The 23,982-nt window shown below is 68.8% G+C and carries 23 protein-coding genes; 16 read left to right on the top strand and 7 right to left on the bottom strand.

The annotated features are described in order from the left end of the window. Positions 1-32 precede the first annotated feature (32 nt). From OG568_RS18490 to OG568_RS18440, 11 genes are all read left to right on the top strand, one after another. Positions 33-1,415 (top strand): MraY family glycosyltransferase, encoded by a 1,383-nt coding sequence (locus OG568_RS18490; RefSeq protein WP_329532376.1) that lies wholly within the window; start codon positions 33-35, stop codon positions 1,413-1,415. 284 nt (positions 1,416-1,699) lie between these two features. Continuing rightward, on the top strand, positions 1,700-2,137 hold the full coding sequence (locus OG568_RS18485) for a hypothetical protein (RefSeq protein ID WP_329532375.1): 438 nt from the start codon (positions 1,700-1,702) through the stop codon (positions 2,135-2,137). Positions 2,138-2,410: 273 nt separating this feature from the next. After that, entirely contained in the window at positions 2,411-3,181 is a 771-nt protein-coding gene (gene atpB, locus OG568_RS18480; protein ID WP_329536382.1) for a F0F1 ATP synthase subunit A, read from the top strand. Between the two features lie 76 nt (positions 3,182-3,257). After that, on the top strand, positions 3,258-3,494 hold the full coding sequence (locus OG568_RS18475; protein WP_015657805.1) for a hypothetical protein: 237 nt from the start codon (positions 3,258-3,260) through the stop codon (positions 3,492-3,494). Positions 3,495-3,532: 38 nt separating this feature from the next. Continuing rightward, a complete protein-coding gene (locus tag OG568_RS18470; RefSeq protein WP_329532374.1) occupies positions 3,533-4,081 on the top strand; it encodes a F0F1 ATP synthase subunit B in 549 nt (182 codons plus the stop codon). Next, positions 4,078-4,902 carry a F0F1 ATP synthase subunit delta gene (locus tag OG568_RS18465; RefSeq protein WP_329532373.1) on the top strand — a complete coding sequence of 275 codons (825 nt, stop codon included), beginning with the start codon at positions 4,078-4,080 and terminating at the stop codon, positions 4,900-4,902. Before OG568_RS18470 ends, OG568_RS18465 begins: the two co-directional genes overlap by 4 nt. A 124-nt stretch (positions 4,903-5,026) precedes the next feature. Next, positions 5,027-6,616, top strand: coding sequence for a F0F1 ATP synthase subunit alpha (gene atpA, locus OG568_RS18460; protein ID WP_329532372.1), 1,590 nt, complete (start codon positions 5,027-5,029; stop codon positions 6,614-6,616). A gap of 21 nt (positions 6,617-6,637) precedes the next feature. Next, a complete protein-coding gene (locus OG568_RS18455) occupies positions 6,638-7,552 on the top strand; it encodes a F0F1 ATP synthase subunit gamma (RefSeq protein ID WP_329532371.1) in 915 nt (304 codons plus the stop codon). After that, on the top strand, positions 7,552-8,988 hold the full coding sequence (gene atpD / locus OG568_RS18450; RefSeq protein WP_266585823.1) for a F0F1 ATP synthase subunit beta: 1,437 nt from the start codon (positions 7,552-7,554) through the stop codon (positions 8,986-8,988). Before OG568_RS18455 ends, atpD begins: the two co-directional genes overlap by 1 nt. Before the next feature lie 163 nt (positions 8,989-9,151). Beyond that, a complete protein-coding gene (locus OG568_RS18445) occupies positions 9,152-9,526 on the top strand; it encodes a F0F1 ATP synthase subunit epsilon (RefSeq protein ID WP_266431395.1) in 375 nt (124 codons plus the stop codon). 129 nt (positions 9,527-9,655) lie between these two features. Next, on the top strand, positions 9,656-10,102 hold the full coding sequence (locus OG568_RS18440; RefSeq protein WP_054233219.1) for a DUF2550 domain-containing protein: 447 nt from the start codon (positions 9,656-9,658) through the stop codon (positions 10,100-10,102). 71 nt (positions 10,103-10,173) lie between these two features. On the opposite strand, the gene OG568_RS18435 is transcribed toward OG568_RS18440, so the two are convergent. From OG568_RS18435 to OG568_RS18425, 3 genes are all read right to left on the bottom strand, one after another. Further along, a complete protein-coding gene (locus OG568_RS18435; RefSeq protein ID WP_329532370.1) occupies positions 10,174-12,012 on the bottom strand; it encodes a glycoside hydrolase family 18 chitinase in 1,839 nt (612 codons plus the stop codon). Between the two features lie 109 nt (positions 12,013-12,121). Next, on the bottom strand, positions 12,122-12,706 hold the full coding sequence (locus OG568_RS18430; RefSeq protein ID WP_443077871.1) for a LuxR C-terminal-related transcriptional regulator: 585 nt from the start codon (positions 12,704-12,706) through the stop codon (positions 12,122-12,124). Positions 12,707-12,955: 249 nt separating this feature from the next. Then, entirely contained in the window at positions 12,956-13,528 is a 573-nt protein-coding gene (locus OG568_RS18425) for a cob(I)yrinic acid a,c-diamide adenosyltransferase (protein ID WP_329532369.1), read from the bottom strand. 854 nt (positions 13,529-14,382) lie between these two features. Here OG568_RS18425 and OG568_RS18420 point away from each other — a divergent pair. From OG568_RS18420 to OG568_RS18410, 3 genes are all read left to right on the top strand, one after another. After that, a complete protein-coding gene (locus tag OG568_RS18420) occupies positions 14,383-15,231 on the top strand; it encodes a 3-hydroxyacyl-CoA dehydrogenase family protein (protein ID WP_329532368.1) in 849 nt (282 codons plus the stop codon). Positions 15,232-15,424: 193 nt separating this feature from the next. After that, positions 15,425-15,748, top strand: coding sequence for an STAS domain-containing protein (locus tag OG568_RS18415; RefSeq protein ID WP_261707178.1), 324 nt, complete (start codon positions 15,425-15,427; stop codon positions 15,746-15,748). Between the two features lie 268 nt (positions 15,749-16,016). Continuing rightward, the gene (locus OG568_RS18410; RefSeq protein WP_329532367.1) at positions 16,017-18,581 is read left to right on the top strand and encodes an ATP-binding protein; all 2,565 of its coding nucleotides are present in this window, start codon (positions 16,017-16,019) and stop codon (positions 18,579-18,581) included. A gap of 96 nt (positions 18,582-18,677) precedes the next feature. Here the strand turns inward: OG568_RS18410 and nucS are convergent, their stop codons facing one another. Then, positions 18,678-19,349 carry an endonuclease NucS gene (gene nucS, locus OG568_RS18405; RefSeq protein ID WP_329532366.1) on the bottom strand — a complete coding sequence of 224 codons (672 nt, stop codon included), beginning with the start codon at positions 19,347-19,349 and terminating at the stop codon, positions 18,678-18,680. A 244-nt stretch (positions 19,350-19,593) separates the two neighbouring features. Between nucS and OG568_RS18400 the strand changes: the two genes are divergently transcribed. Next, positions 19,594-19,986: an SCO5389 family protein gene (locus OG568_RS18400; protein ID WP_101400700.1), complete on the top strand. Its 393-nt coding sequence runs from the start codon at positions 19,594-19,596 to the stop codon at positions 19,984-19,986. 278 nt (positions 19,987-20,264) lie between these two features. On the opposite strand, the gene OG568_RS18395 is transcribed toward OG568_RS18400, so the two are convergent. Continuing rightward, entirely contained in the window at positions 20,265-21,293 is a 1,029-nt protein-coding gene (locus tag OG568_RS18395) for an LLM class flavin-dependent oxidoreductase (protein ID WP_329532365.1), read from the bottom strand. Between the two features lie 220 nt (positions 21,294-21,513). Between OG568_RS18395 and OG568_RS18390 the strand changes: the two genes are divergently transcribed. Continuing rightward, positions 21,514-21,846, top strand: a complete 333-nt coding sequence (locus OG568_RS18390; RefSeq protein ID WP_266431374.1) for an ATP/GTP-binding protein — start codon at positions 21,514-21,516, stop codon at positions 21,844-21,846. Between the two features lie 22 nt (positions 21,847-21,868). Here OG568_RS18390 and OG568_RS18385 read toward each other — a convergent pair whose 3' ends face one another. Both OG568_RS18385 and OG568_RS18380 read right to left on the bottom strand, forming a co-directional pair. After that, positions 21,869-22,714 (bottom strand): ABC transporter permease, encoded by an 846-nt coding sequence (locus OG568_RS18385; RefSeq protein WP_329532364.1) that lies wholly within the window; start codon positions 22,712-22,714, stop codon positions 21,869-21,871. Next, positions 22,711-23,946 carry an ABC transporter ATP-binding protein gene (locus OG568_RS18380; protein WP_329532363.1) on the bottom strand — a complete coding sequence of 412 codons (1,236 nt, stop codon included), beginning with the start codon at positions 23,944-23,946 and terminating at the stop codon, positions 22,711-22,713. The genes OG568_RS18385 and OG568_RS18380 overlap by 4 nt, the downstream gene beginning before the upstream one ends. Between the last annotated feature and the right edge of the window lie 36 nt (positions 23,947-23,982).

The raw sequence follows: 23,982 nt of genomic DNA, 5'->3' as shown, positions 1-23,982 counted from the left end.
TGAGATGGCCAGCGAGACCTGTGGGGAAGCCCGTGCGTGAATATCTGCTGACGCTCTGCATCACGGCCGCGGTGACGTATCTGCTGACAGGGCCGGTACGGAAGTTCGCGATCGTGGCCGGAGCCATGCCGCAGATCCGGGCACGTGACGTGCACCGGGAACCCACGCCGCGGCTCGGCGGCATCGCTATGTTCTTCGGCCTGTGCGCGGGCCTGCTGGTCGCCGACCACCTGCGGAACCTCAACGCGGTGTTCTCGGACTCCAACGAGCCCCGCGCGCTGCTCTCCGGCGCCGCCCTGATCTGGCTGATCGGTGTCCTGGACGACAAGTTCGAGATCGACGCCCTGATCAAGCTGGGCGGTCAGATGATCGCCGCGGGCGTGATGGTCATGCAGGGTCTGACGATCCTGTGGCTGCCCATCCCGGGCGTCGGCCTGGTCGCGCTGACCCAGTGGCAGGGCACCCTGCTCACCGTGGCGCTGGTCGTCATCACGATCAACGCGGTGAACTTCGTCGACGGCCTCGACGGTCTCGCCTCCGGCATGGTGTGCATCGCCTCCGCCGCGTCCTTCCTGTACGCGTACCGCATCTGGTACTCGTACGGCATCGAGGCCGCCGCCCCGGCGACGCTCTTCGCGGCGATCCTCATGGGCATGTGTCTGGGCTTCCTGCCGCACAACATGCACCCCGCGCGGATCTTCATGGGCGACTCCGGCTCGATGCTGATCGGCCTGGTGCTGGCCGCCGGCGCGATCTCCATCACCGGGCAGATCGACCCGGACGCGATGAACCTGTTCTCCGGTTCGGAGCGCAACACCGTGCACCAGATGGTGCCCGTCTACATCCCGCTGCTGCTGCCGCTGACGATCATCGCGGTCCCGGCCGCCGACCTGGTGCTCGCCATCGTGCGGCGCACCTGGCGCGGTCAGTCGCCCTTCGCGGCCGACCGCGGGCACCTGCACCACCGGCTCCTGGAGGTCGGGCACTCGCACAGCCGGGCCGTCCTGATCATGTACTTCTGGTCGGCACTGATCGCCTTCGGAGCGCTCGCCTACTCGGTGAACTCGGCGTCCATGTGGATCGTGCTCGGCATCGCGGCGCTCAGCGCGGTGGGTCTCGTACTGCTCCTGTTGCCGCGCTTCACGCCCCGTGCCCCGCGCTGGGCCGAGAACCTGGTGCCGCCGCGCTACCGCCGCCGTCGCAGGGGCGCCCTGGCGGCCGAGGCGGAGGCGGCCATGGCCTCCCTCGCGTACGAGGAGCCGGCCTCCCACGAGAAGGCGGCCCAGGAGCGGGAAGAGGGCGTCCGTGAACACCGTTCCCCGGTCGTCACAGGTGTCTCAGGAGTCAATGGGGCGACGGCAATTGGCCCCCGTGGGCGCTTCCTGGAAGGGCGCAAAGCCGAATCTTCACGCTGACGCAAAGTAAGAATTCTGCAAGAGCGATCATCGGCAAACCGCGTCAATACCAGACAAGTTGCCCCCGATATTGCACAGACGCGCAGGTTCACTCTCATGTGTGACAGCGAGCACACCTTCTAGGTAAAGACCGCATCAAATAGTTTGTGATACGGTTCACGAGAACCCGGGATAGAGCCGAAGGGCCGCAGTGAGACGGCCCCTTGGCGTGAGGTTCTCTCTCAGCCCGGGACTACGCTCGTCCATGACGACACCCTGCCCCCGAAGCAAGCGGAGTTGCCGCCATGCCGTCCAATGACGCCCGGAACCTACTGCACACCGCTGTCCCCACAGCGGCTGTCGGCGTGATCGCCGTCGCCGTCAGTGGCGTGGTCGCGGGTGGCGAAGGCGCGCTCGGCGCAGGCATCGGCACGCTGCTGGCCATCCTCTTCATGGGGATCGGCCTCTACGTCCTGCAGTGGACGGCGAAAACGCTTCCTCAGCTGTTCCAGGCCATGGGCCTGATGCTGTACGTGGCCCAGCTCCTGCTGCTCCTGATCTTCGTGGCTCTCTTCAAGAACACGTCACTGTTCAATCCCAAGGCGTTCGCGGTCGGCCTCGTCCTCGCGACCGTCGTGTGGATGGCGGCGCAGGCGCGGGCGCACATGAAGGCCAAGATCTTCTATGTCGACCCCGAACCCGAGAAGAGCGAGAAGCCCGAGAAATCAGGGTCCTCGTCGTGAGGGGTAGGGGCGGGATAAAGCCATGTGGGAGATCCTGCTATCGTCCGGTGCCAACTGCGGCATCGCGGGCGCGGGCATCTGAGCTGACGCCTGCTCAATCGCGAGGCTTGATGCCCCACAGCCGCCCTCACATCCGTTACACCAGTCCAGTGCCGAACCGCGGCTGCGCGCCGCGCCGACACAACGAGGTTGCCGTACCTATGCGTCACGCCGAAGGAGCCCGTGGTGAGTGCTGACCAGACCCAGCTCGCCTTTGACTGGAGCTGTCGGATCATGTCCGACAACGGGTGTGGCTTTCCGGCTCCGGGCCTGCACTCGTTCCTCTTCAAGCCGATCGCCACGGTGGGAGGGTTCGAGTTCAACAAAGTGATGTTGCTCGCCCTGCTCGCCACGATCGTCGTCGTCGGCTTCTTCTGGGCGGCCTTCGGCAAGGCCAAGGTGATCCCGGGCAAGCTGCAGATGGTCGGCGAGGCCGGTTACGACTTCGTGCGCCGCGGCATCGTCTACGAGACGCTCGGCAAGCGCGAGGGCGAGAAGTACGTCCCGCTGATGGTCTCGCTGTTCTTCTTCATCTGGATCATGAACATCTGGTCCGTGATCCCGCTGGCGCAGTTCCCGGTGTCGTCGGTCTTCGCCTTCCCGTTGGTGCTCGCCGCGATCGTCTACATCCTCTGGGTCTCGGTCACGTTCAAGCGCCACGGCTTCGTCGGCTTCTTCAAGAACGTCACCGGCTACGACAAGTCGCTCGGCGCGGTGCTGCCGCTCGTCATGTTCATCGAGCTCATCTCGAACCTGATCGTGCGCCCCTTCACCCACGCGGTGCGACTCTTCGCCAACATGTTCGCCGGCCACCTGATGCTGGTCATGTTCACGGTCGCCTCCTGGTACCTGCTGAACAGCTGGATGATTCCGGCGGCCGGTGTGTCGTTCGTGATGACCATCATCATGATCCTCTTCGAGCTTTTCGTGCAGGTCGTCCAGGCGTACGTCTTCGTGCTGCTGGCCTGCTCGTACCTTCAGGGCGCGCTCGCCGAGCACCACTGAGCCACCGCCCCCCGCAAGCCCCAGAACGTCCGGTGGCCAACCCCCGCCGGTCCAAGAAAGAGAAGGAAGATTCAGCATGGCTGCCACTGAGACCCTCGCCGCTGTCTCCGGTTCGCTCGGTTCCATCGGCTACGGCCTCGCCGCCATCGGCCCCGGCGTCGGCGTCGGCATCATCTTCGGTAACGGCACCCAGGCCCTGGCCCGTCAGCCCGAAGCTGCCGGCCTGATCCGCGCCAACCAGATCCTCGGCTTCGCCTTCTGTGAGGCGCTCGCCCTCATCGGCATCGTTATGCCGTTCGTGTTCGGTAAGTAATCACCCCTTACTGACACGAAACGACGAAAGGCACTGATGTGATCGCCAACCTGGTTGCGCTCGCAGCCGAGGAAGAGCAGAACCCGCTCATCCCGGCCGGCCCCGAGCTGCTTGTCGGCGCCATCGCCTTCGCCATCGTGTTCTTCTTCTTCTGGAAGAAGCTCCTCCCGAACATCAACAAGGTTCTGGAAGAGCGCCGCGCGGCGATCGAAGGCGGTATCGAAGAGGCCGACGCCATGAAGGTCGAAGCCCAGAGCGTGCTGGAGCAGTACAAGGCCCAGCTCGCCGAGGCACGGCACGAGGCCGCGCGTCTGCGCCAGGAGGCGCAGGAGCAGGGTGCCCAGCTCATCGCCGACATGCGGGCGGAAGGCCAGCGGCAGCGCGAGGAGATCGTCGTCGCCGGGCACACCCAGATCGAGGCCGACCGCAAGGCCGCCTCGCAGGCGCTGCGTCAGGACGTGGGCAAGCTCGCCACCGACCTGGCCGGCAAGCTCGTCGGTGAGTCCCTTGAGGACCACGCCCGGCAGAGCCGCGTCATCGACCGCTTCCTCGAGGATCTCGAGGAGAAGGCCGAGGCGACTCGATGACCGCACACGGAGCAAGCCGCGAGGCCCTCGCTGCAGCCCGTGAGCGTCTCGACGCGCTGACGGACTCGACGTCCGTGGACGCGGTCCAGCTCGCCGACGAGCTGGCCGGCGTCACCGCGCTGCTCAACCGCGAGGTGTCGCTGCGTCGGGTCCTGACCGACCCGGCGCAGCACGGCGAGGCCAAGGCCGAGCTGGCCCAGCGCCTGCTCGGCGGCCAGGTCGGCGGGTCGACCGCGGACCTGGTGGCCGGGCTGGTGCGCGCGCGCTGGTCGCAGCCGCGTGACCTGGTGGACACGCTGGAGGAGCTGGCGAGCATCGCCGACCTCACGGCCGCCCAGCGGGCGAACGCGCTCGACGACGTCGAGGACGAGCTGTTCCGGTTCGGCCGGATCGTCTCTTCGAACACCGAGCTGCGTGCCGCGCTGACCGACCGCACCGCCTCGAAGGCGGCCAAGAGCGAGCTGCTGCGCAGCCTGCTCGGCGGCCGGGCCAACGTGACCACCGAACGCCTGGTGACGCGCCTTGTGACCGCGCCCCGGGGACGTAGCCTGGAATCGGGACTCGAGTCCCTGTCCAAGCTCGCCGCCGAGCGCCGCAGCCGCATGGTCGCCGTCGTCACCTCGGCGGTCCCGCTGAGTGACGGACAGAAGCGACGCCTCGGCGCCGCCCTGGCGAAGCTCTACGGCCGTCCGATGCACCTCAACCTCGACGTGGACCCCGAGGTCGTCGGCGGGATCCGGGTGCAGGTCGGCGACGAGATCATCGACGGTGCCGTCGCGGACCGACTCGAGGACGCGCGCCGCCGCATCGTCGGCCAGTAGCAACTCAATACGCGTAACCACGTAGTACTTACGGCCCTGGTTGGGCCGTGCAGAGGATTCCTGGGGGCTGACCCCAGACCCCCCAAGAAAACTTCGGGCCCAACAAGGAGAGCAGGGAACCCAGATGGCGGAGCTCACGATCCGGCCGGAGGAGATCCGGGACGCGCTGGAGAACTTTGTCCAGTCGTACAAGCCGGACGCGGCCTCGCGCGAGGAGGTCGGTACGGTCACCGTCGCCGGCGACGGTATCGCCAAGATCGAGGGCCTTCCCTCGGCGATGGCGAACGAGCTGCTGAAGTTCGAGGACGGAACCCTCGGTCTCGCGCTGAACCTGGAAGAGCGCGAGATCGGTGCGGTCGTCCTCGGAGAGTTCAGCGGTATCGAGGAGGGCCAGCCGGTGCAGCGCACCGGTGAGGTGCTGTCCGTCGCCGTGGGCGAGGGCTACCTCGGCCGCGTCGTCGACCCGCTCGGCAACCCGATCGACGGCCTCGGCGAGATCGAGACCACCGGCCGCCGCGCCCTCGAGCTGCAGGCCCCGGGCGTCATGGTCCGCAAGTCGGTGCACGAGCCGATGGAGACCGGCTACAAGGCCGTCGACGCGATGACCCCGATCGGCCGTGGCCAGCGTCAGCTGGTCATCGGCGACCGTCAGACCGGCAAGACCGCGCTGGCCGTCGACACGATCATCAACCAGCGCGACAACTGGCGCTCGGGCGACACCAAGAAGCAGGTCCGCTGCATCTACGTCGCCATCGGTCAGAAGGGTTCGACCATCGCCTCCGTGCGTGGTGCCCTCGAAGAGGCCGGCGCGCTGGAGTACACGACCATCGTCGCCGCCCCGGCGTCCGACCCGGCCGGCTTCAAGTACCTTGCGCCGTACACCGGTTCGGCCATCGGTCAGCAGTGGATGTACGAGGGCAAGCACGTCCTCATCATCTTCGACGACCTCTCGAAGCAGGCCGACGCCTACCGCGCCGTGTCCCTGCTGCTCCGTCGTCCGCCGGGGCGCGAGGCCTACCCCGGTGACGTCTTCTACCTGCACTCCCGTCTGCTGGAGCGCTGCGCGAAGCTCTCCGACGACCTGGGCGCCGGTTCGATGACGGGTCTGCCGATCGTCGAGACCAAGGCGAACGACGTGTCGGCGTTCATCCCGACCAACGTCATCTCCATCACCGACGGCCAGTGCTTCCTGGAGTCCGACCTGTTCAACGCCGGCCAGCGTCCGGCCCTGAACGTCGGTATCTCGGTCTCCCGCGTCGGTGGCTCCGCCCAGCACAAGGCGATGAAGCAGGTTTCCGGCCGACTGCGCCTGGACCTCGCCCAGTACCGCGAGCTGGAGGCGTTCGCCGCCTTCGGTTCCGACCTGGACGCCGCGTCGAAGTCCCAGCTGGAGCGCGGTCAGCGACTGGTCGAGCTGCTCAAGCAGGCTCAGTACCAGCCGATGCCGACCGAGGAGCAGGTCGTCTCCGTGTGGGCCGGTACCACCGGCAAGATGGACGACGTTCCGGTCGTCGACATCCGGCGCTTCGAGAAGGAGCTGCTGGAGTTCCTGCACCGCAAGCACCAGGGACTCATGACCTCCATCAAGGAGGGCGGCAAGATGTCGGACGACACCCTGCAGGCCATCGCCGAGGCGATCGCGGAGTTCAAGAAGCAGTTCGAGACCTCGGACGGCAAGCTGCTCGGCGAAGACGTTCCGGCCGCGGCCAAGTGACGTAAGGAAGGGACCTGACTCATGGGAGCCCAGCTCCGGGTCTACAAGCGTCGCATCCGATCCGTCACCGCGACCAAGAAGATCACCAAGGCGATGGAGATGATCGCCGCCTCGCGCGTCGTCAAGGCGCATCGCAAGGTGAGGGCCTCCGCGCCGTACGCGACCGAGCTCACCCGCGCGGTCACGGCGGTCGGCACCGGCTCGAACACCAAGCACCCGCTGACCACGGAGGCGGAGACGGCGACCCGTTCCGCGGTGCTGCTCCTCACGAGCGACCGTGGACTGGCCGGCGCCTTCAACTCCAACGCCATCAAGGCGGCGGAGCTGCTGACCGCCCGTCTCGAGGCGGAGGGCAAGGAGGTCGACACGTACATCGTCGGCCGCCGGGGTCTGGCCCACTACAACTTCCGCGAGCGCGCGGTCGTGCAGTCGTGGTCGGGCTTCACCGACGAGCCCACCTACGCGGACGCCAAGAAGGTCGCGGCGCCGCTGATCGAGGCCATCGAGAAGGAGACGGCGACCGGCGGCGTGGATGAACTCCACATCGTCTACACCGAGTTCGTCTCGATGATGACGCAGACGGCGGTCGACGGCCGCCTGCTGCCACTGCGCCTCGAAGAGGTCGCGGAGGAGGCGCCCAAGGGCGAGATCCTTCCGCTGTACGAGTTCGAGCCGTCGGCGGAGGACGTCCTCGACGCCCTGCTGCCTCGGTACGTCGAGAGCCGTATCTACAACGCGCTGCTCCAGTCGGCTGCCTCCAAGCACGCCGCCACGCGCCGCGCGATGAAGTCGGCGACCGACAACGCGGGAGACCTGATCACCACGCTCTCCCGCCTTGCCAATGCGGCCCGCCAGGCCGAAATCACCCAGGAAATCAGCGAGATCGTCGGTGGCTCCGCAGCCCTTGCCGACGCGACCGCGGGGAGTGACAAGTAATGACGACGACTTCTGAGACGGCCGTTGCCACGGGCCGCGTCGCCCGGGTCATCGGCCCGGTCGTCGACGTGGAGTTCCCCGTCGACGCGATGCCGGACATCTACAACGCCCTTCACGTCGAGGTGGCCGACCCGGCCAACGCCGGCGAGAAGAAGATCCTGACCCTGGAGGTCGCCCAGCACCTGGGTGACGGCCTGGTCCGCACGATCTCCATGCAGCCCACCGACGGTCTGGTCCGCCAGGCCGTGGTCACCGACACCGGCACGGGCATCACCGTTCCGGTCGGTGACTTCACCAAGGGCAAGGTGTTCAACACCCTCGGTGACGTGCTGAACTCCGACGAGAAGTACGAGGGCGAGCGCTGGTCCATCCACCGCAAGGCCCCGCGCTTCGACGAGCTCGAGTCGAAGACCGAGATGTTCGAGACCGGCGTCAAGGTCATCGACCTTCTCACCCCGTACGTCAAGGGTGGAAAGATCGGTCTGTTCGGTGGTGCCGGTGTCGGCAAGACGGTGCTCATCCAGGAGATGATCTACCGCGTCGCCAACAACCACGACGGTGTCTCCGTGTTCGCCGGCGTCGGTGAGCGCACCCGTGAGGGCAACGACCTCATCGAGGAGATGTCCGACTCGGGCGTCATCGACAAGACCGCGCTTGTCTTCGGTCAGATGGACGAGCCCCCGGGCACCCGTCTGCGCGTGGCCCTCGCGGGTCTGACGATGGCGGAGTACTTCCGTGACGTCCAGAACCAGGACGTGCTCTTCTTCATCGACAACATCTTCCGCTTCACGCAGGCCGGTTCCGAGGTCTCGACCCTGCTCGGCCGTATGCCCTCCGCGGTGGGCTACCAGCCGAACCTGGCCGACGAGATGGGTCTCCTCCAGGAGCGCATCACCTCGACCCGTGGTCACTCGATCACCTCGATGCAGGCGATCTACGTCCCCGCGGACGACCTGACCGACCCGGCCCCGGCCACCACGTTCGCCCACCTCGACGCGACGACGGTTCTGTCCCGTCCGATCTCCGAGAAGGGCATCTACCCGGCCGTGGACCCGCTGGACTCCACGTCCCGCATCCTGGACCCGCGCTACATCGCGGCGGATCACTACGCCGCCGCGATGCGGGTCAAGTCGGTCCTGCAGAAGTACAAGGACCTCCAGGACATCATCGCGATCCTCGGTATCGACGAGCTCGGCGAGGAGGACAAGCTCACTGTCCACCGCGCCCGTCGCGTGGAGCGCTTCCTGTCCCAGAACACCCACGTCGCCAAGCAGTTCACCGGCGTCGACGGGTCGGACGTCCCGCTGGACGAGTCGATCGCGGCCTTCAACGCGATCATCGACGGTGAGTACGACCACTTCCCGGAGCAGGCGTTCTTCCTGTGCGGTGGCATTGAGGACCTCAAGGCCAACGCCAAGGAGCTCGGCGTCTCCTGAACCTCGTGTACCTGAGGGACTCCGGTTCCTGAGGAACTCGTGTTCGTGAAGGAGGGGGACGGGACCGCACCTCGCGGGGCGCGTCCCGTCCCCCTCCGTACGCCCATTAGACTTTGACCCAACACCCGGCGGCCATGCCGGGTGGTGACCCGAGGAGCCCACCTTGGCTACTGAGCTGCACGTCGAGCTCGTCGCCGCGGACCGCAGTGTCTGGTCCGGCGAGGCCACCCTGGTCGTCGCGCGTACCGCGTCCGGCGACATCGGCGTCATGCCCGGTCACCAGCCGCTGCTCGGTGTGCTGGAGTCGGGCCCGGTGACCATCCGTACGAGTGATGGTGGAACGGTCGTCGCCGCGGTGCACGGCGGTTTCATCTCGTTCGCCGACAACAAGCTGTCCCTGCTGGCCGAGATCGCCGAGCTGTCGGACGAGATCGATGTCCAGCGTGTGGAGCGGGAGCTCGAGCGTGCCAAGGCGGAGGGCGATGCCTCTGCCGAGCGCCGTGCGGACGTCCGCCTGCGGGCGGTGTCGGCGCGCTGAGGCGGCGCGCCGTGTGATGCTTTGACTCAGCCGCGGCTGGGACCGGATCACTCCGGCCCCAGCCGCGGCTGAGGCAAATGCGGAGGTTTTTTCTTTTCCGTTACCTAGGAGACGAGGAGGTCGGTGTCGATGGTCCTCGCTCTGACTGTGTGCGGATTGGTAGTGGCGCTTGTGGTGGTGGGGCTGTTCGTCTTCGGCCTCCGCCGCCGGCTGATCCAGCGTTCCGGCGGCACCTTCGACTGCAGCCTGCGCTGGGACGTCCCGGAGAAGAGCGACCCCAACGGCAAAGGCTGGGGTTATGGCGTCGCCCGGTACAACGGCGACCGCATCGAGTGGTACCGCGTCTTCTCGTACTCCCCCCGCCCGCGCCGCGTCCTGGAACGTTCGGCGATCGAGGTGGCCGGCCGCCGCACCCCGGACGGCGAGGAGGAACTCGCCTTGCTCTCCGACGCGATCATCCTGGCCTGCGTCCACCGGGGCACCCGTCTGGAACTGGCGATGAGCGAGGACGCGCTGACCGGTTTCCTCGCGTGGCTTGAGGCAGCCCCGCCCGGACAGCGAGTAAATGTGGCCTGAAAGGCCACATTTACTCGCTGGGTGGGGGTCCCCCGGACGAAGTCTGGGGGAGCGTCAATGTGACCTGAGGGCTATCCGAGCCCGCTGTTGATCGCGCTCACCAGTTCGCCGTTGCTGGTGTCTCCGCTGAACTCCCAGAAGAACGCGCCGCCCAGGCCCTGGCTCTTGGCCCACGCCATCTTCGTGCCGATGGTCGCCGGGGTGTCGTAGGACCACCAGTTGCTGCCGCAGTGCGCGTACGCCGTCCCGGCGATGGTGCCGGTGGCCGGGCAGGACGTCTTCAGCACCTTGTAGTCCTCGATGCCCTGCTCGTACGTGCCTGCCGCCGGACCCGTGGCCGTGCCGCCCGGCGCGTCCTGGGTGACGCCCGTCCAGCCGCGGCCGTAGAAGCCGATGCCGACCAGCAGCTTGCTCGCGGGTACGCCCTTCGACTTGAACTTGGCGATCGCGTCGGCCGTGGTGAAGCCGGGCGTCGGGATGCCGCTGTACGAGGTGAGCGGGGAGTGCGGGGCGGTCGGGCCCTGCGCGTTGAACGCTCCGAAGAAGTCGTACGTCATCACGTTGTACCAGTCGACGTACTGCGAGGCGCCCGCGTAGTCGGCGGCGTCGATCTTGCCGCCGGAGGTGCCGTCGGCCGTGGTGGCCGCGGTGACCAGGTTGCCCGTGCCGAACTTGGCGCGCAGGGCCTGCATCAGGTTCTTGTAGGCCGCGGCGCCGCTGGTGTCGCAGGACAGGCCACAGGCGTTCGGGTACTCCCAGTCGATGTCGATGCCGTCGAAGACGTCGGCCCAGCGCGGGTCCTCGACCAGGTTGTAGCAGGACTGCGCGAAGGCGGCCGGGTTGGCGGCGGCCTGGGCGAAGCCGCCGGACCAGGTCCAGCCGCCGAAGGACCAGAGGATCTTGATGTTCGGGTACTTGGCCTTCAGCTCGCGCAGCTGGTTGAAGTTGCCGCGCAGCGGCTGGTCCCAGGTGTCGGCGACGCCGCTGACGGACTGGTCGGCGGTGAAGGCCTTGTCGTAGTCCGCGTAGGAGTCACCGATGGCGCACTGGCCGTTGGTGACGTTGCCGAAGGCGTAGTTGATGTGCGTGATCTTGGCCGCCGAGCCCGAGGTCACCAGGTTCTTGACGTTGTAGTTGCGGCCGTAGATGCCCCACTCGGTGAAGTAGCCGAGCTTGACCGCGTTGCCGGTCGGGGGCGGGGTCGTACCGTCGCCGGTGGTGTGCACGGCGACCGCGCCGCTCACCGGACCGGTCTGGTCGGCGGTGTCACGGGCCTGGACGGTGTACGAGTAGTCGGTGCCGGCGGTCAGACCGGTGTCCGTGTATGAGGTCGTGGTCACGGTCGCGACCTTGGTGCCGCCGCGCAGGACGTCGTAGTTCTTGACGCCCTTGTCGTCGGTGGCCGCGCTCCAGGAGAGCTTCACCGAGGTGTCGGTGATCGCGGAGGCGGTGGGGGTGCCGGGCGTGCTCGGCGGGTTGTCGCCGGGGACGGTGGTGCCGCCGTCACAGCTTCCGCCGTTGAGAGTGCAGTTGGACGGGGATCCGGTGCCGGCGCCGTTGAAGCCGAAGGAGACGGAGGCGCCCGCGGCGAGGGTGCCGTTGTAGGACTTGTTCTTGGCGGTCCAGTGGGTGCCGGAGGACGTGACGTCCGCGTCCCAGGCCGAGGTGACGGACGTACCGGAGGGGAAGTCCCACGCGATCGTCCAGGAACTGATGCTGGTGGTACCGGTGTTGGTGACCGTCCACTTGCCTTCGAAGCCCGTACCCCAGTCCTGGGTCTTGGTGTACGTGGCGGTGGCGGAGGTGGCTGCCGAGGCGGGGCTCGCGAGCCCGACGAGGGCGGCGAGCGGAAGCAGCAGGGTGGTGAGGCCTGCCACGGTTCGCTGTCGGACTCTGGTTCTGAAGCGCATGATGCCTCTCCTCGGGGATGTCGTGGGCATGGCTAAGCGCAGTGCGGCGAGAATAGAAAGGTCTGGACCATAGGTCAATAGGTCTGGACCAGTGCGACCCCGAGTTGGGTCAGACCCCCAACTCCTGTGCCAGCACGGCCGCTTGGACCCTGCTCCGCAGCTCCAGCTTCCCCGGCAGTCGGCTGACGTGGGTCTTCACCGTCGCCTCCGCCATGTCCAGCCGGCCCGCGATCTCCGCGTTGGAGAGCCCCTCACCCAGGCAGGAGAGCACCTCCCGCTCCCGCCGCGTCAGCACGTCGAGGACGGCCGGGTCGGCGCTCGGCTCCCGTACCGGCTTCGCCGCGAACTCGGCGATCAGCCGACGCGTCACGGACGGGGCGATCAGCCCCTCGCCGCCGGCCACCGTCCGCACCGCCACCAGCAGATCCCGCGCCTCCGTCTCCTTCAGCAGAAACCCGCAGGCGCCCGCGCGCAGCGCCCCGAAGACGTACTCGTCGAGGTCGAAGGTGGTGAGTACGAGCACGTCGGCGAGCCGATCGGCGACGACCTGACGGGTGGCGGACACCCCGTCGAGCCGGGGCATCTGCACGTCCATCAGGACCAGGTCCGGCCGCAGTTCACGGGCGAGCGCGACCGTGCCGATGGCCAGCCCTGCCCGGGGCCGGGAGCGGCGGAGCGGCTCGCAGCAGGCCATCACGAGCAGCGGTACCAGTGACGCCCAGTGCTGCGGCCACAGCACGAGCGAGTCCGAGGCCTCCCGCGGCCCGAGGCCGACCAGCCACAGCAACAGCCCCCCGAGCAGCCCGATGTGACCAGGCCCTGACCGGGGCGCTGCGCCTCACGGCCGACGGCGTACTGGGGGAGCCGGAGAAGTCCTGATGAAAAGGAGCGGGCCCGCCGACCGGGTGAGGTCGACGGGCCCGCTCGCGTCGTCGGGGGCGGGTCAGCGCTCGCCGCCCGGGACCCACAGCACATCCCCGGTCTCCTTGTTCGCCGTGCGGGCGAGGATGAAGAGCAGGTCGGAGAGCCGGTTCAGATAGGTGGCGGTCAGCGGGTTCATGGTGTCCCCGTGGACCTCCAGCGCCGCCCACGTCGACCGCTCCGCGCGGCGTACGACCGTGCACGCCTGGTGCAGCAGCGCCGCGCCCGGGGTGCCGCCGGGCAGGATGAAGGAGCGCAGCTTCTCCAGCTCGTCGTTGAAGCGGTCGCAGTCCGCCTCCAGCTTGTCGATGTAGAACTGCTCGACGCGCAGCGGCGGGAACTTCGGGTCCTCGACCACCGGGGTCGACAGGTCCGCGCCGACATCGAAGAGGTCGTTCTGCACCCGGGTGAGGACCGCGACGACCTCCGCGTCGAGGCCGCCGAGGGCGATCGCCGTCCCGATCACCGCGTTCGCCTCGTTGGCATCCGCGTAGGCCGAGATCCGGGGATCGGTCTTGGCGACCCGGCTCATGTCCCCGAGAGCGGTGGTGCCCTGGTCGCCGGTCCTGGTGTAGATGCGCGTCAGATTGACCATGGGGCCAATTTAGACGGTCTCGCGAGGGGTGCCGACGTATGACTGAGCACTGCTTCGGCGCCTCTGCACCGTTCCTCTCAGGCGTTCGATTCCGTGCGCATGCTGCGCTCGGAATGAAAGGTGGTGAACCATGCTGGTGGGCAGGAAGCACCGCCTCGCGTTCACGCCGGGGCAGGTCGAGATGGCGGAGGCAGGCGCGTGAGGCGCCCGCCGTGTCGCTGGAGCGCGGCCGGAGGGCTGTAGACCGTGGAGTTGTCACTCCGGCCGCCACCAGTGACGGCCAATTCCTCGGCCGTAGCTTTGTCTCTCCTGGTGAGGCCGCACGGTACTCCCGCTCCAGCAACGGCTTGCCCGCACTCGGAAGGGATCCGAGAGGCGAAGAGCATGCCGGGCGAAGATGAGGGTCATCATGCGCAGGGTCCGTGCCGGCGCCAGGACTTCCCTGCGCAGAGCGCCCGTCAGATTGTGGACTCCTGGACAAAGGCTGGCATTCCTTCGAGCCGAGCGAGGTTCGTGTACACCGCCTGCGGTCGCAAGGAGCACGCCGACACAGTCGGCGCGAAGAACACACTGGCCCGCGGGCATGCGGTCACAGGGCGTGGAGACCTCGGCGTCAGCCGGTCCGTGAAGCGCCAACCAGCGTGAAACCGCAAGGAATTAACGCACCGACCGCTGAGGTCGGAATCCCCCTGGCTTCGGGCGGGGGAGGATCGCCAAGTCCGTCAGCTGAGACGTGACGACCGTCTCACGGCGTGAGACCGTGACACGCATTACTTACTCCTCACACAGGCCCTCACGAGCGCTAGTGTCCGCCCGAGAGGCAGACATAAGCAGCGCGTCAGGGGAGTCGCACAGTGGCAGGGAAGCTCGCCGTCATCGGAGCCGGACTCATGGGGTCCGGTATCGCTCAGGTGTCCGCGCAGGCGGGCTGGGACGTCGTTCTGCGCGATGTCACCGACGAGACGCTCACGCGCGGCATCGACGGCATCAAGGCCTCGTACGACAAGTTCGTGAGCAAGGGCAGGCTCGAGGCGCACGACGCCGACGCCGCGCTCGGCCGGATCACCGCGACCACCGATCTCGACGCCGCCGCGGACGCGGACATCGTCGTCGAGGCCGTCTTCGAGAAGCTCGAGGTCAAGCACGACATCTTCCGCGCGCTCGACAAGATCGTGCGGGACGACACCGTGCTCGCCTCGAACACCTCCGCCATCCCGATCACCAAGATCGCCGCGGCCACCGAGCGCCCGGAGCGGGTCGTCGGCGTCCACTTCTTCTCGCCCGTGCCGATGATGCAGCTGTGCGAACTGGTGCGCGGCTACAAGACGAGCGACGAAACCCTCGCCACCGCACGGGAGTTCGCCGAGTCCGTCGGCAAGACCTGCATCGTCGTCAACCGTGACGTGGCCGGCTTCGTGACGACCCGCCTCATCTCGGCGCTGGTCGTCGAGGCCACCAAGCTGTACGAGTCCGGCGTGGCCACCGCCGAGGACATCGACCTCGCCTGCAAACTGGGCTTCGGTCACGCCATGGGCCCGCTCGCCACGGCCGACCTCACAGGCGTCGACATCCTCCTGCACGCCACCGGCAACATCTACACCGAGACCCAGGACGAGAAGTTCGCCCCGCCGGAGCTGATGCGCCGGATGGTTGACGCCGGTGACATCGGGCGCAAGAGCGGGCAGGGCTTCTACAAGCACTGAATCACGCGAGTCATCAAGCATCACCCGTCACGGAAACCGCACGTGCCTCTGGGGTTTCACCCCATGAGGTGAATTCGGTATCGGTTCGCTCACAGACGGCAACCTCTGCGGCCTCAAGGCAGTCAGACGGTGCACACGCAAAACGCAGACTGACGCTGACGCAGACTACGAGACGCACTCTCGGGGAGCGCATATGTACATCAGGGGCGACCACGCCGAGCTGGTCGTCGGGGGCCGCCTCGACGTACGCAGCGCGGCGGACGCCCGTACGGTCCTGCACTCGGCCGTCGACGACGGAGCCGGCGACCTGGTGCTGGACCTGTCCGAGCTGGACTCCTGGGACGCCACCGGCCTCGGTGTCATCATGGGGGCCCACCGAAGGGCCGGGCGGTGCGGCCGACGGCTCGTGCTGCGCGGCGTACCACCACAGATGCAGCGTCTGCTGGTGGCCACCCGACTGCACCGGATCCTCGCGATCGAGGGCGGCATCGGAGTCGAGTCACTGCCCCGGGTGTGACCCGGCGCACGCGTCCTGAAACGGCGTACGAAAACGCACCTCGCGCACAATCCTCACGAGACTGTGACGTCTCGGGCGGCGCGGTACCCCGACCTGTCGGAGATACTGTGCGAAGGTTTAGGGTTCGGCTGCCCGCCACCCGAAACCCTACGAGCGGGCACCGGACCAGAAGCGACAGCGCGGTGTGCAGCAAGGCCGGGAGGGGCCTGGGTGTCACCGGACTCCCGGCGACAAGATCCGCACACGACGCTTTTGGGGGGCTTGGAACATGGACCCGAACAACCGGGGACCCGAAGAGTACGGCCATGACAACGACGGCCAGGCGCCTCGCTCGCGCCCGCCACGTGATGCGCTCACCGCCGACCTGGGCCAGCACTCGCCCGCACTCGCCCGTACCGTCCAACTCGTCTCGGGCGACTTCCTGCTCACCGTCAACCCTGTCGACGGCAGTGAGATAGAGGTCTGCCCGCCGGGAGAGCGACCGCAGCGGCCCACGAAGTTCAGCGCGGCCGAGCGCGCCGAACTGGCCCGCGCCGCCCTGCCGCCCGTACCGCCGGGACCCGCCCGGCCCCGACTGCCGCTCCTGGAGCGCCAGGAGGAGCGCGAGCGGCTCGTCCGCCTGCTGGCGCGCGGGCGTTCCGTACGTCTCACCGGCCCCGCGGGCTCCGGCCGCACCAGCCTGCTCGACGCCGTCGCCGACGACTGCGCGGACCTCGCCCCCGACGGCGTCGTCCGCCTCTCCGGATACCGGCGCACGGCGACCGACCTCCTGTACGACCTGTTCGCCGCGGTTCACCACGCGCCCCTGTACCGCCCCGAACGGGACGAACTGCTCGAATTCGTCCACGGGATCGGCGCGGTCGTCGTCCTCGACGACGTGGAGATCGGCGGCACCGCGCTCGACGAACTCCTCGACGCCACACCCGAGTGCGCCTTCGTCATCGCCGCGACCCCCGACGTCCCCGCGCCGTCCACCGACTCCCTCCTCGAAGAGATCTTCCTCAGCGGACTCGACCGCAGCGGCGGCCTGGAGCTCCTGGAGCGGACCGTCGGACGCGTGCTGACCGAGGATGAGGCGAACTGGGCGGGTGACCTCTGGTTCGAGTCCGAGGGCCTGCCGCTGCGCTTCATGCAGGCCGGCGCCCTGCTGCGACAGCGCGACCAGCTACAGGCCAAGGAGACCGCCTTCGACGACTTCGGCGTCTTCCAGGACGCCCCGGTCGACCTGCCGGTCGACGCGCCCTTCGAGGCCGCCGACGGCCACGACGTCCCGCTGCCCTCGCTCGCCGAGGGGGCCGCGCCCGCCGCACTGCTCGCCTCCCGGTTGAGCGGGTCGGCCCGTGCCACCCTGCGCTTCGCCATCGCGCTCGGCGGTGAGGTGCCGCACCAGACGCATCTGCCCGCCCTCGTGGACGACACCCACGCCGACGCCGCGCTCGCCGAACTGGCGGACTGCGCGCTGGTCTCCCCGGTCGGCTCCCGCTACCGGCTCGCCGCCGGTGTGCAGGCGCAGCTGGAGGCCGCCGGGTACGCCGGCGGGGTGGAGGAGCAGGCCCGCGCCGCGGCCCAGCACTACACCTGGTGGGCCGGGCACCCCTCGGTCACCCCGGAACGGGTCTGTGCCGAGGCCGACGCCGTGCTCGCCGCTCTCACCGTCCTGGTGCCGCTCACCGCGCCCCCGGCCGACGAGCAGGACGAGAGCGTAGCCGTACAGCTGGCCCGCACGGCCGCGCCCGCGTTCGCCGCGGGACTGAACTGGAACGCCTGGGAACGCGCGCTGCACTTCGGTGCCGAGGCCTCCGGGCTCACTGGTGAGGTCGGCGAACAGGCTTACTTCCACCACGAGTTGGGGATCCTCGCGCTCTGTGGCGGCGAGTTGGACCGAGCCCGTGCCGAGCTGGAGGCCGCCATCGGGCTGCGCGGCGCCCTCGCCGACAAGCGCGGCACCGTCGCGGGCCGTCGCGCCCTCGCACTGGTCGCCGACCGCTCCGGGGCCGTACTGCCCGGCGGGCGTACGGCGGCGGGCGAGGAGGTGCCCGACGCGCGGCACGAGGAGTCGGCGTCGCCGCCCGGTGGCGTACCTGCCGCGTTCGTACTGTCCGCCCCGGCCGGGGAGCCCTCGACGCTGGTCACCAACCGGGTCGAACCGGGCCCGGCGTCGAAGCGCGTGGGGGTCGGCAGCCGTCTGGTGACCGGCACCCGGCGCAACCTGGTGGCCGCGGGCGCGGGCGCGCTCCTCGTCGCCGTGCTCGGCACCGTGGTGACGCTCGGCGCGACCTCGAACAACAACACCGACAACCCGTCCGAGAAGGTCGGCGTCAACCCCTCGGCCAGCCAGGGCAGCCAGGACGGCAGCCTCGGCGCCGACAAGGCGAAGAAGGGCAGCGGGGACGACGGCGACGCGGCCGTGGTGACCGCGCCGACCGATCCGGGCCCCGACGGCACGTACGGGACCTCGGACGACCCGACGCCGCCGACGAGCACGAGCCGGCAGCCTTCGGACAGTCCGAGTGGGACGAAGGGGGGAGGCGGAGGCGGTACGTCGACGTCGCCGTCCACGTCGCCCTCCAAGACCCCGTCGAAGACGCCGACCAAGACGCCCTCGCAGACTCCGTCCAAGACGCCGACCCAGACGCCGTCGGACACCCCGTCGGGCACTCCGACGCCCACGTCGACGCCCACTCCGACGACGACGCCGACCACCACCGACACCGCCAGCGGTCCCGCCTCCAGCGTCCCCGCGAGCACCACTGCCAGCGCTCCGCAAAGCAGTTCCGCGAGTGTTCCGGCGAGCGGCGGTGCCGACGGTTCGCCCGGTGGCTCGGTGATCTGAGCACCGCGACACGAGTGAGGGCCGGGTCCGACATCGGACCCGGCCCTCACTCGTGACCGGTGAACTACATGGCCGATTGAGTCAAAGTCGTTCGAATCAGAACAACCGCAGCTTGTCGTCCTCGATGCCGCGCAGCGCGTTGTAGTCCAGGACCGTGCAGCCGATGCCGCGGTCCGTGGCGAGGACGCGGGCCTGCGGCTTGATCTCCTGGGCGGCGAAGATGCCGCGGACCGGCGCGAGGTGCGGGTCGCGGTTGAGCAACTCCAGGTAGCGGGTGAGCTGCTCCACGCCGTCGATCTCGCCGCGTCGCTTGATCTCGATGGCGACGGTCCGGCCCTCGCCGTCGCGGCACAGGATGTCGACCGGCCCGATGGCCGTCATGTACTCGCGGCGGATGAGCGTATAGCCCTCGCCGAGGGTTTCGATGCGGTCGGCGAGGAGCTCCTGGAGGTGCGCTTCCACGCCGTCCTTGATCAGACCGGGGTCCACGCCGAGTTCGTGCGAGGAGTCGTGGAGGACTTCCTCCATCGTGATGATGAGCTTCTCGCCCGCCTTGTTGATGACGGTCCAGACGCCCTCCTCGTCGCCGGAGCCCTCCTTCAGGGTGCAGGGCGGCGACATCCAGTTGAGGGGCTTGTAGGCCCGGTCGTCAGCGTGGATCGAGACGCTGCCGTCCGCCTTCACGAGGATGAGACGGGGGGCCGACGGGAGATGGGCGGTGAGCCGGCCCGCGTAGTCAACGGAGCAGCGGGCAATGACGAGACGCATGGTCCGCAACGCTACTCGACGGGCAGAGGTCCACGCGATTCGCCCTGGAAGACGCCTGTTCGGTCGTGGCTGATTGTGTGCCTAGTGGGAGTTCGCTATGTGCGCATTCTCCTGGTGCCGTCACCGTACGTTGCTTACCGTATAAACGGGAGGTCGCGATGCGTGTACTCAGAGTGTTGGACATCGCGAATGTCCCTTACCTGTCCGGCAACCCCCGAGGTCTGGGGGTGCGAGAGGAGAACCCATGTCGCTCGACGTCTCACCGGCCCTACTCGAGAAGGCCGAGCGAGGCGAGGTCGACGAAGCAGAATTCGTCGACTGCGTCCGGACCTCCCTGCCCTACGCATGGGAGATGATCAGCTCCCTGGTGGCTCAGCTGAAGGTGGACGGCGGCAACTTCGCCGACAACCAGACGCCTCCGCCGGACGAGCAGGCGCGTGGCCAGCTGCTGCGTGCGCTCGCGAGTGACGCGATACGCGGCGCGCTGCAGCGGCACTTCGGTGTGCGGCTGGCCTTCCAGAACTGCCATCGGGTGGCGGTGTTCCCACTGGACGCCTCAGTGGACGACACGCTGGCACGCTTCACCTCGGTGCGCAGTCAGCTGCTGAACCAGTCGCCGGAGTTCCGAGACTGCTGACGTGACGCCTTGATGCCGCATTGCTTGCCGCTCCGTACGCGGGAGGTGCATTTGTACGGGGCGGCAGGCTCCCCCCCGGGTCGCCGGGTCCCCTGGCCGACGGCGGGACGCGGATCGTGAGTGGGTGGGTGGGTAGGTGGGTGTGTGCGTCGGGTCGGGGAGACCGAGTTGTCCGGGCCGCGGGGCGGGACAAGCCGGTTGTGGGGCCCTGGAGAGCGTCGGTGGGCCCAGGGCGCCCGCACCCTCTCCAGGGCCCACGTCGTCCGCGGTGAACCGTCTCAGCCGAGGTGGGGGAGTACCTCGGTGCCGAGCCGGTGGACGTTCTCCTCTGTCGCCGCCAGATCGCCGGAGCCCTCGACGAGGAGGGCGAAGCGGGAGATACCGGTGCGCTCCGAGGTGGCGGCGAGACGGTCGGCGCACAGGCGCGGCGTGCCCACCGGGTGCAGCCCGCAGAGAAGTTCCGTGTACGCCAGCGGGTCCCGCATCGCGCGGGCGCGGCCGTCGACCGTCACATGCGCCTCCAGCCCCTGCCTCAGCCAGCCCGGCATCGCCTTGAGGAGCGTCTCGACGGCGTCGGTGCGACGGTCCGCGATCTGGCAGACGCCGGCGGAGACATGGGCCGCGCCGAGAATCTCGTCCGTCGAACGGCCCGCCACACGCGCCAACTGTCGCCACAGGGACACCATTTCGGCCTTCTCCTCGTCACCGACATGCATGCCGAGGAGCATCGGCAGCCCCCGCTCGGCGGCGAGCCGTACGCTCGCCGGCGAGGTGCAGGCGACGACGACCTCGGGGCCGGGGGAGCAGCTCAGCGCCTCCGACGGCCGGGGCACGACGGGCACTTCACGGAACCTGAACCGCTCGCCCCGCCCTTCCACGGACGGCTCGCGCAGCCAGCGCACCAGCAGATCGAGTGATTCCGGGAACCCCTTCTCGTACGCCTCGAGTCCCGAGCCGAAGACCTCCAGGTCCACCCAGGGTCCGCCCCGCCCCACGCCCAGCGTGAAACGGCCGCCGGTCGTCACATGCAGCAGCGCGGCCTGCTCGCCGAGGGCGACGGGGTGGACGGTGGGCAGTACGCTCACCGCCGTACCGACGCGGATGCGGCTGGTGCGGCCCAGCAGCAGGGCGGCGAGGGTGACCGCCGACGGGCACGTCCCGTACGGTACGAAGTGGTGTTCGGCCAGCCACACCGCGTCGAGCCCGGACTCCTCGGCGACCTCGGCCGTGCGCACCGCCCGGTGCAGGGCCTCCCCCTGGCCCTGGCCCGGGAACTGGGCCGCCAGTACAAAACTTCCAACGTGCATGGTGCTTTCCTGCTTCCTCGGCTCCGACGCGGAGCTCCCCCACCGGCATAACCGCCCGACACGTGCCTAGGACACGGCCTGTCGGAGGGATTTGCGGATTGTCTGCAGAATGAGCCGACGGGAGGGCGATCTGAGGGGGTTGGTGGAGTACGACTACCCCTGTGCGCGCCGCGTAGGCTGGAGAAGCCCCTGCTCCCTGTATAGCTCCGTGAGGTGTCCTGTGTCCCCGCGTCGCAACCGTCCCAAGGGTTCCGACTCCTCCGGCCGGAGCGCGGAGGACGACCGCTCCGGGCGGTACGGCGGCTGGCAGTCCACGGAGAGCTGGCAGGGCGAGGAGTGGAGCGTGCGTCATGTGGCGGGCGCCAGCGCCGAGGGCAAGACCTATCGCTGCCCGGGCTGCGACCAGATGATCCCCTCCGGCGTTCCGCACGTGGTGGCCTGGCCGGAGCACTCGGGCGTCGACGACCGCCGCCACTGGCACAAGGCCTGCTGGAACGCGAAGGACCGCCGCACCTCGAGGGTGCAGCGGCCCCGTAACGCGCCGAAGTTCTAGGCGACTTCAGGTGGGAGCGGCCTCACACGTCCCGGCGCTCCAGCAGTACGTACGCGCCGGCGATCGCCGCCGCCGTCACTCCGGCGAGCAGGCCGAGCTGTGCGCCGCCGCCTCCGTTCTCGCTGTCCAGCTCGAACACCTTGGCAAGGGCGTTGGGAGCGGCGTACTCCTGCATTTTCTCGCCGATCGTGCGCATGCTCTGGGACATCATCAGGAACGCGGGCATGATCGCGGGCACCAGCACGAGGCCGAGCATCGTGGTGATCGCGCCCGCCGAGTGCCGCAGCATCGAGCCCACCGCGAGCGACAGGACGCCGAGCAGCGAGACGTACAGCGCGCCCTTGATGACCGTGCCGCCCCACGAGACGTTCGAGGAACCGCCGTGCATGGCCGAGGTCATGAGGCCGACCAGGCCTATGGAGAGCGCGGAGACGATGAACGCCACCGCGAAGAAGATGATCAGCTTGGCGGTGAGCACCCGGTGGCGCTGCGGCGAGGCCGTGAACGTCGTCCGGATCATGCCCGTGCCGTACTCGGAGGAGACGACGAGGACGCCCAGCGTGATCAGGCAGATCTGGCCCAGGATCAGCCCGAAGAAGGCCGGGACCGTGTACGGCACGTCGCCGAAGTCGGAGTCCTGGGTCTGCGCGGCGACCAGGAAGCCGATGCCGACCACCAGGAGCACGAAGATGCCGAGCGTCCAGAGCGTGGAGCGCACCGACTTGATCTTCGTCCACTCGGAGGTGAGCGCGTGGCCGAGGTGGGTGCGGGTGACCGGGATCGGCGAGCTGTACGCCGTGCCGGGCGCCGCCTGCCAGACGGGGGCCCCGGCGGTCTGCTGCGGCATCGGGGGCGGGGGCGTGCTCATCGGGCGTCCTCGGGCTTGGTCAGGTCGGCGGCGGCGGGCGCGGCGGGCGCCGGGGGTGCGGCGGGCGGCTGCGCGGGGGTCTGGGGCGCGGGCTGGGCGTACGGGTTGACGTCCGCGGCACCCGGCGCACCCGGGATGCCCGGAGCGCCGTAGGGACCCGCCTGTGGGGCGCCCTGCGGCATCGCGAACGGCTGCCCGCCCTGCTGGGGCGGCGGCGGTGCGTACCAGCCCGGCTGGCCCTGGCCCGCGACCGGCAGCTGCGGCGGCGGCATGGCACCCGGCGGCAGCTCCTGCTGGAGCCCGGCCTTCTGGTCGATGGTCGAGCGGTAGTCGACGGCGCCCTGCGTCATCCGCATGTACGCCTCCTCCAGCGAGGCCTGATGCGGAGAGAGCTCCCACAGGCGTACGTCGGCGGAGTGCGCGAGGTCGCTGATACGGGGCAGCGGCAGGCCCATCACGCGCAGCGCGCCGTCCTGCTCGGGCAGCACCTGGCCGCCCGCCTCGGTGAGCGCGGCGGTCAGCTTCTCGCGCTGCTGCGGCTCGGTCTCCGGGGTGCGGACCCGGGCGAAGTCGGCCGAGTTGTGCGAGATGAATTCCTTGATGTTCTGGTCGGCGAGCAGCTGACCGCGGCCGATCACGATCAGGTGGTCGGCGGTCAGCGCCATCTCGCTCATCAGGTGCGAGGAGACGAAGACCGTGCGGCCCTCCGCCGCGAGCGCCTTCATCAGGTTGCGGACCCAGAGGATGCCCTCGGGGTCGAGGCCGTTGACCGGCTCGTCGAAGAGCAGCACCTGAGGGTCGCCGAGGAGCGCGGCCGCGATGCCGAGCCGCTGTCCCATGCCGAGCGAGAAGCCTTTGGAGCGCTTCTTGGCCACGTCCTGGAGCCCGACCACGCCGAGTACCTCGTCGACCCGGCGGGCCGGGATGCCCGACAGCTGGGCGAGGCAGAGCAGGTGGTTGCGGGCGTGCCGGCCGCCGTGCACGGCCTTGGCGTCGAGGAGCGCGCCGACCTGGCGGGGCGCGTTGGGCAGCTTGCGGTAGGGGAAGCCGCCGATGGTGACCTGCCCCGAGGTGGGGTTGTCGAGGCCGAGGATCATCCGCATCGTCGTCGACTTGCCCGAGCCGTTGGGCCCGAGGAAGCCGGTGACGGCACCCGGCCGCACCTGGAAGGAAAGGTTGTACACGGCTGTCTTGGCGCCGTAGCGCTTCGTCAGGCCGACTGCCTCGATCATTCTCCGCACCCATCGAAAGGTTCAGGACGTCGGGGC

It is taken from the genome of Streptomyces sp. NBC_01450 (assembly GCF_036227505.1).
Classification (GTDB): domain Bacteria; phylum Actinomycetota; class Actinomycetes; order Streptomycetales; family Streptomycetaceae; genus Streptomyces.
This window is presented reverse-complemented; position numbering and strand designations above follow the sequence as displayed.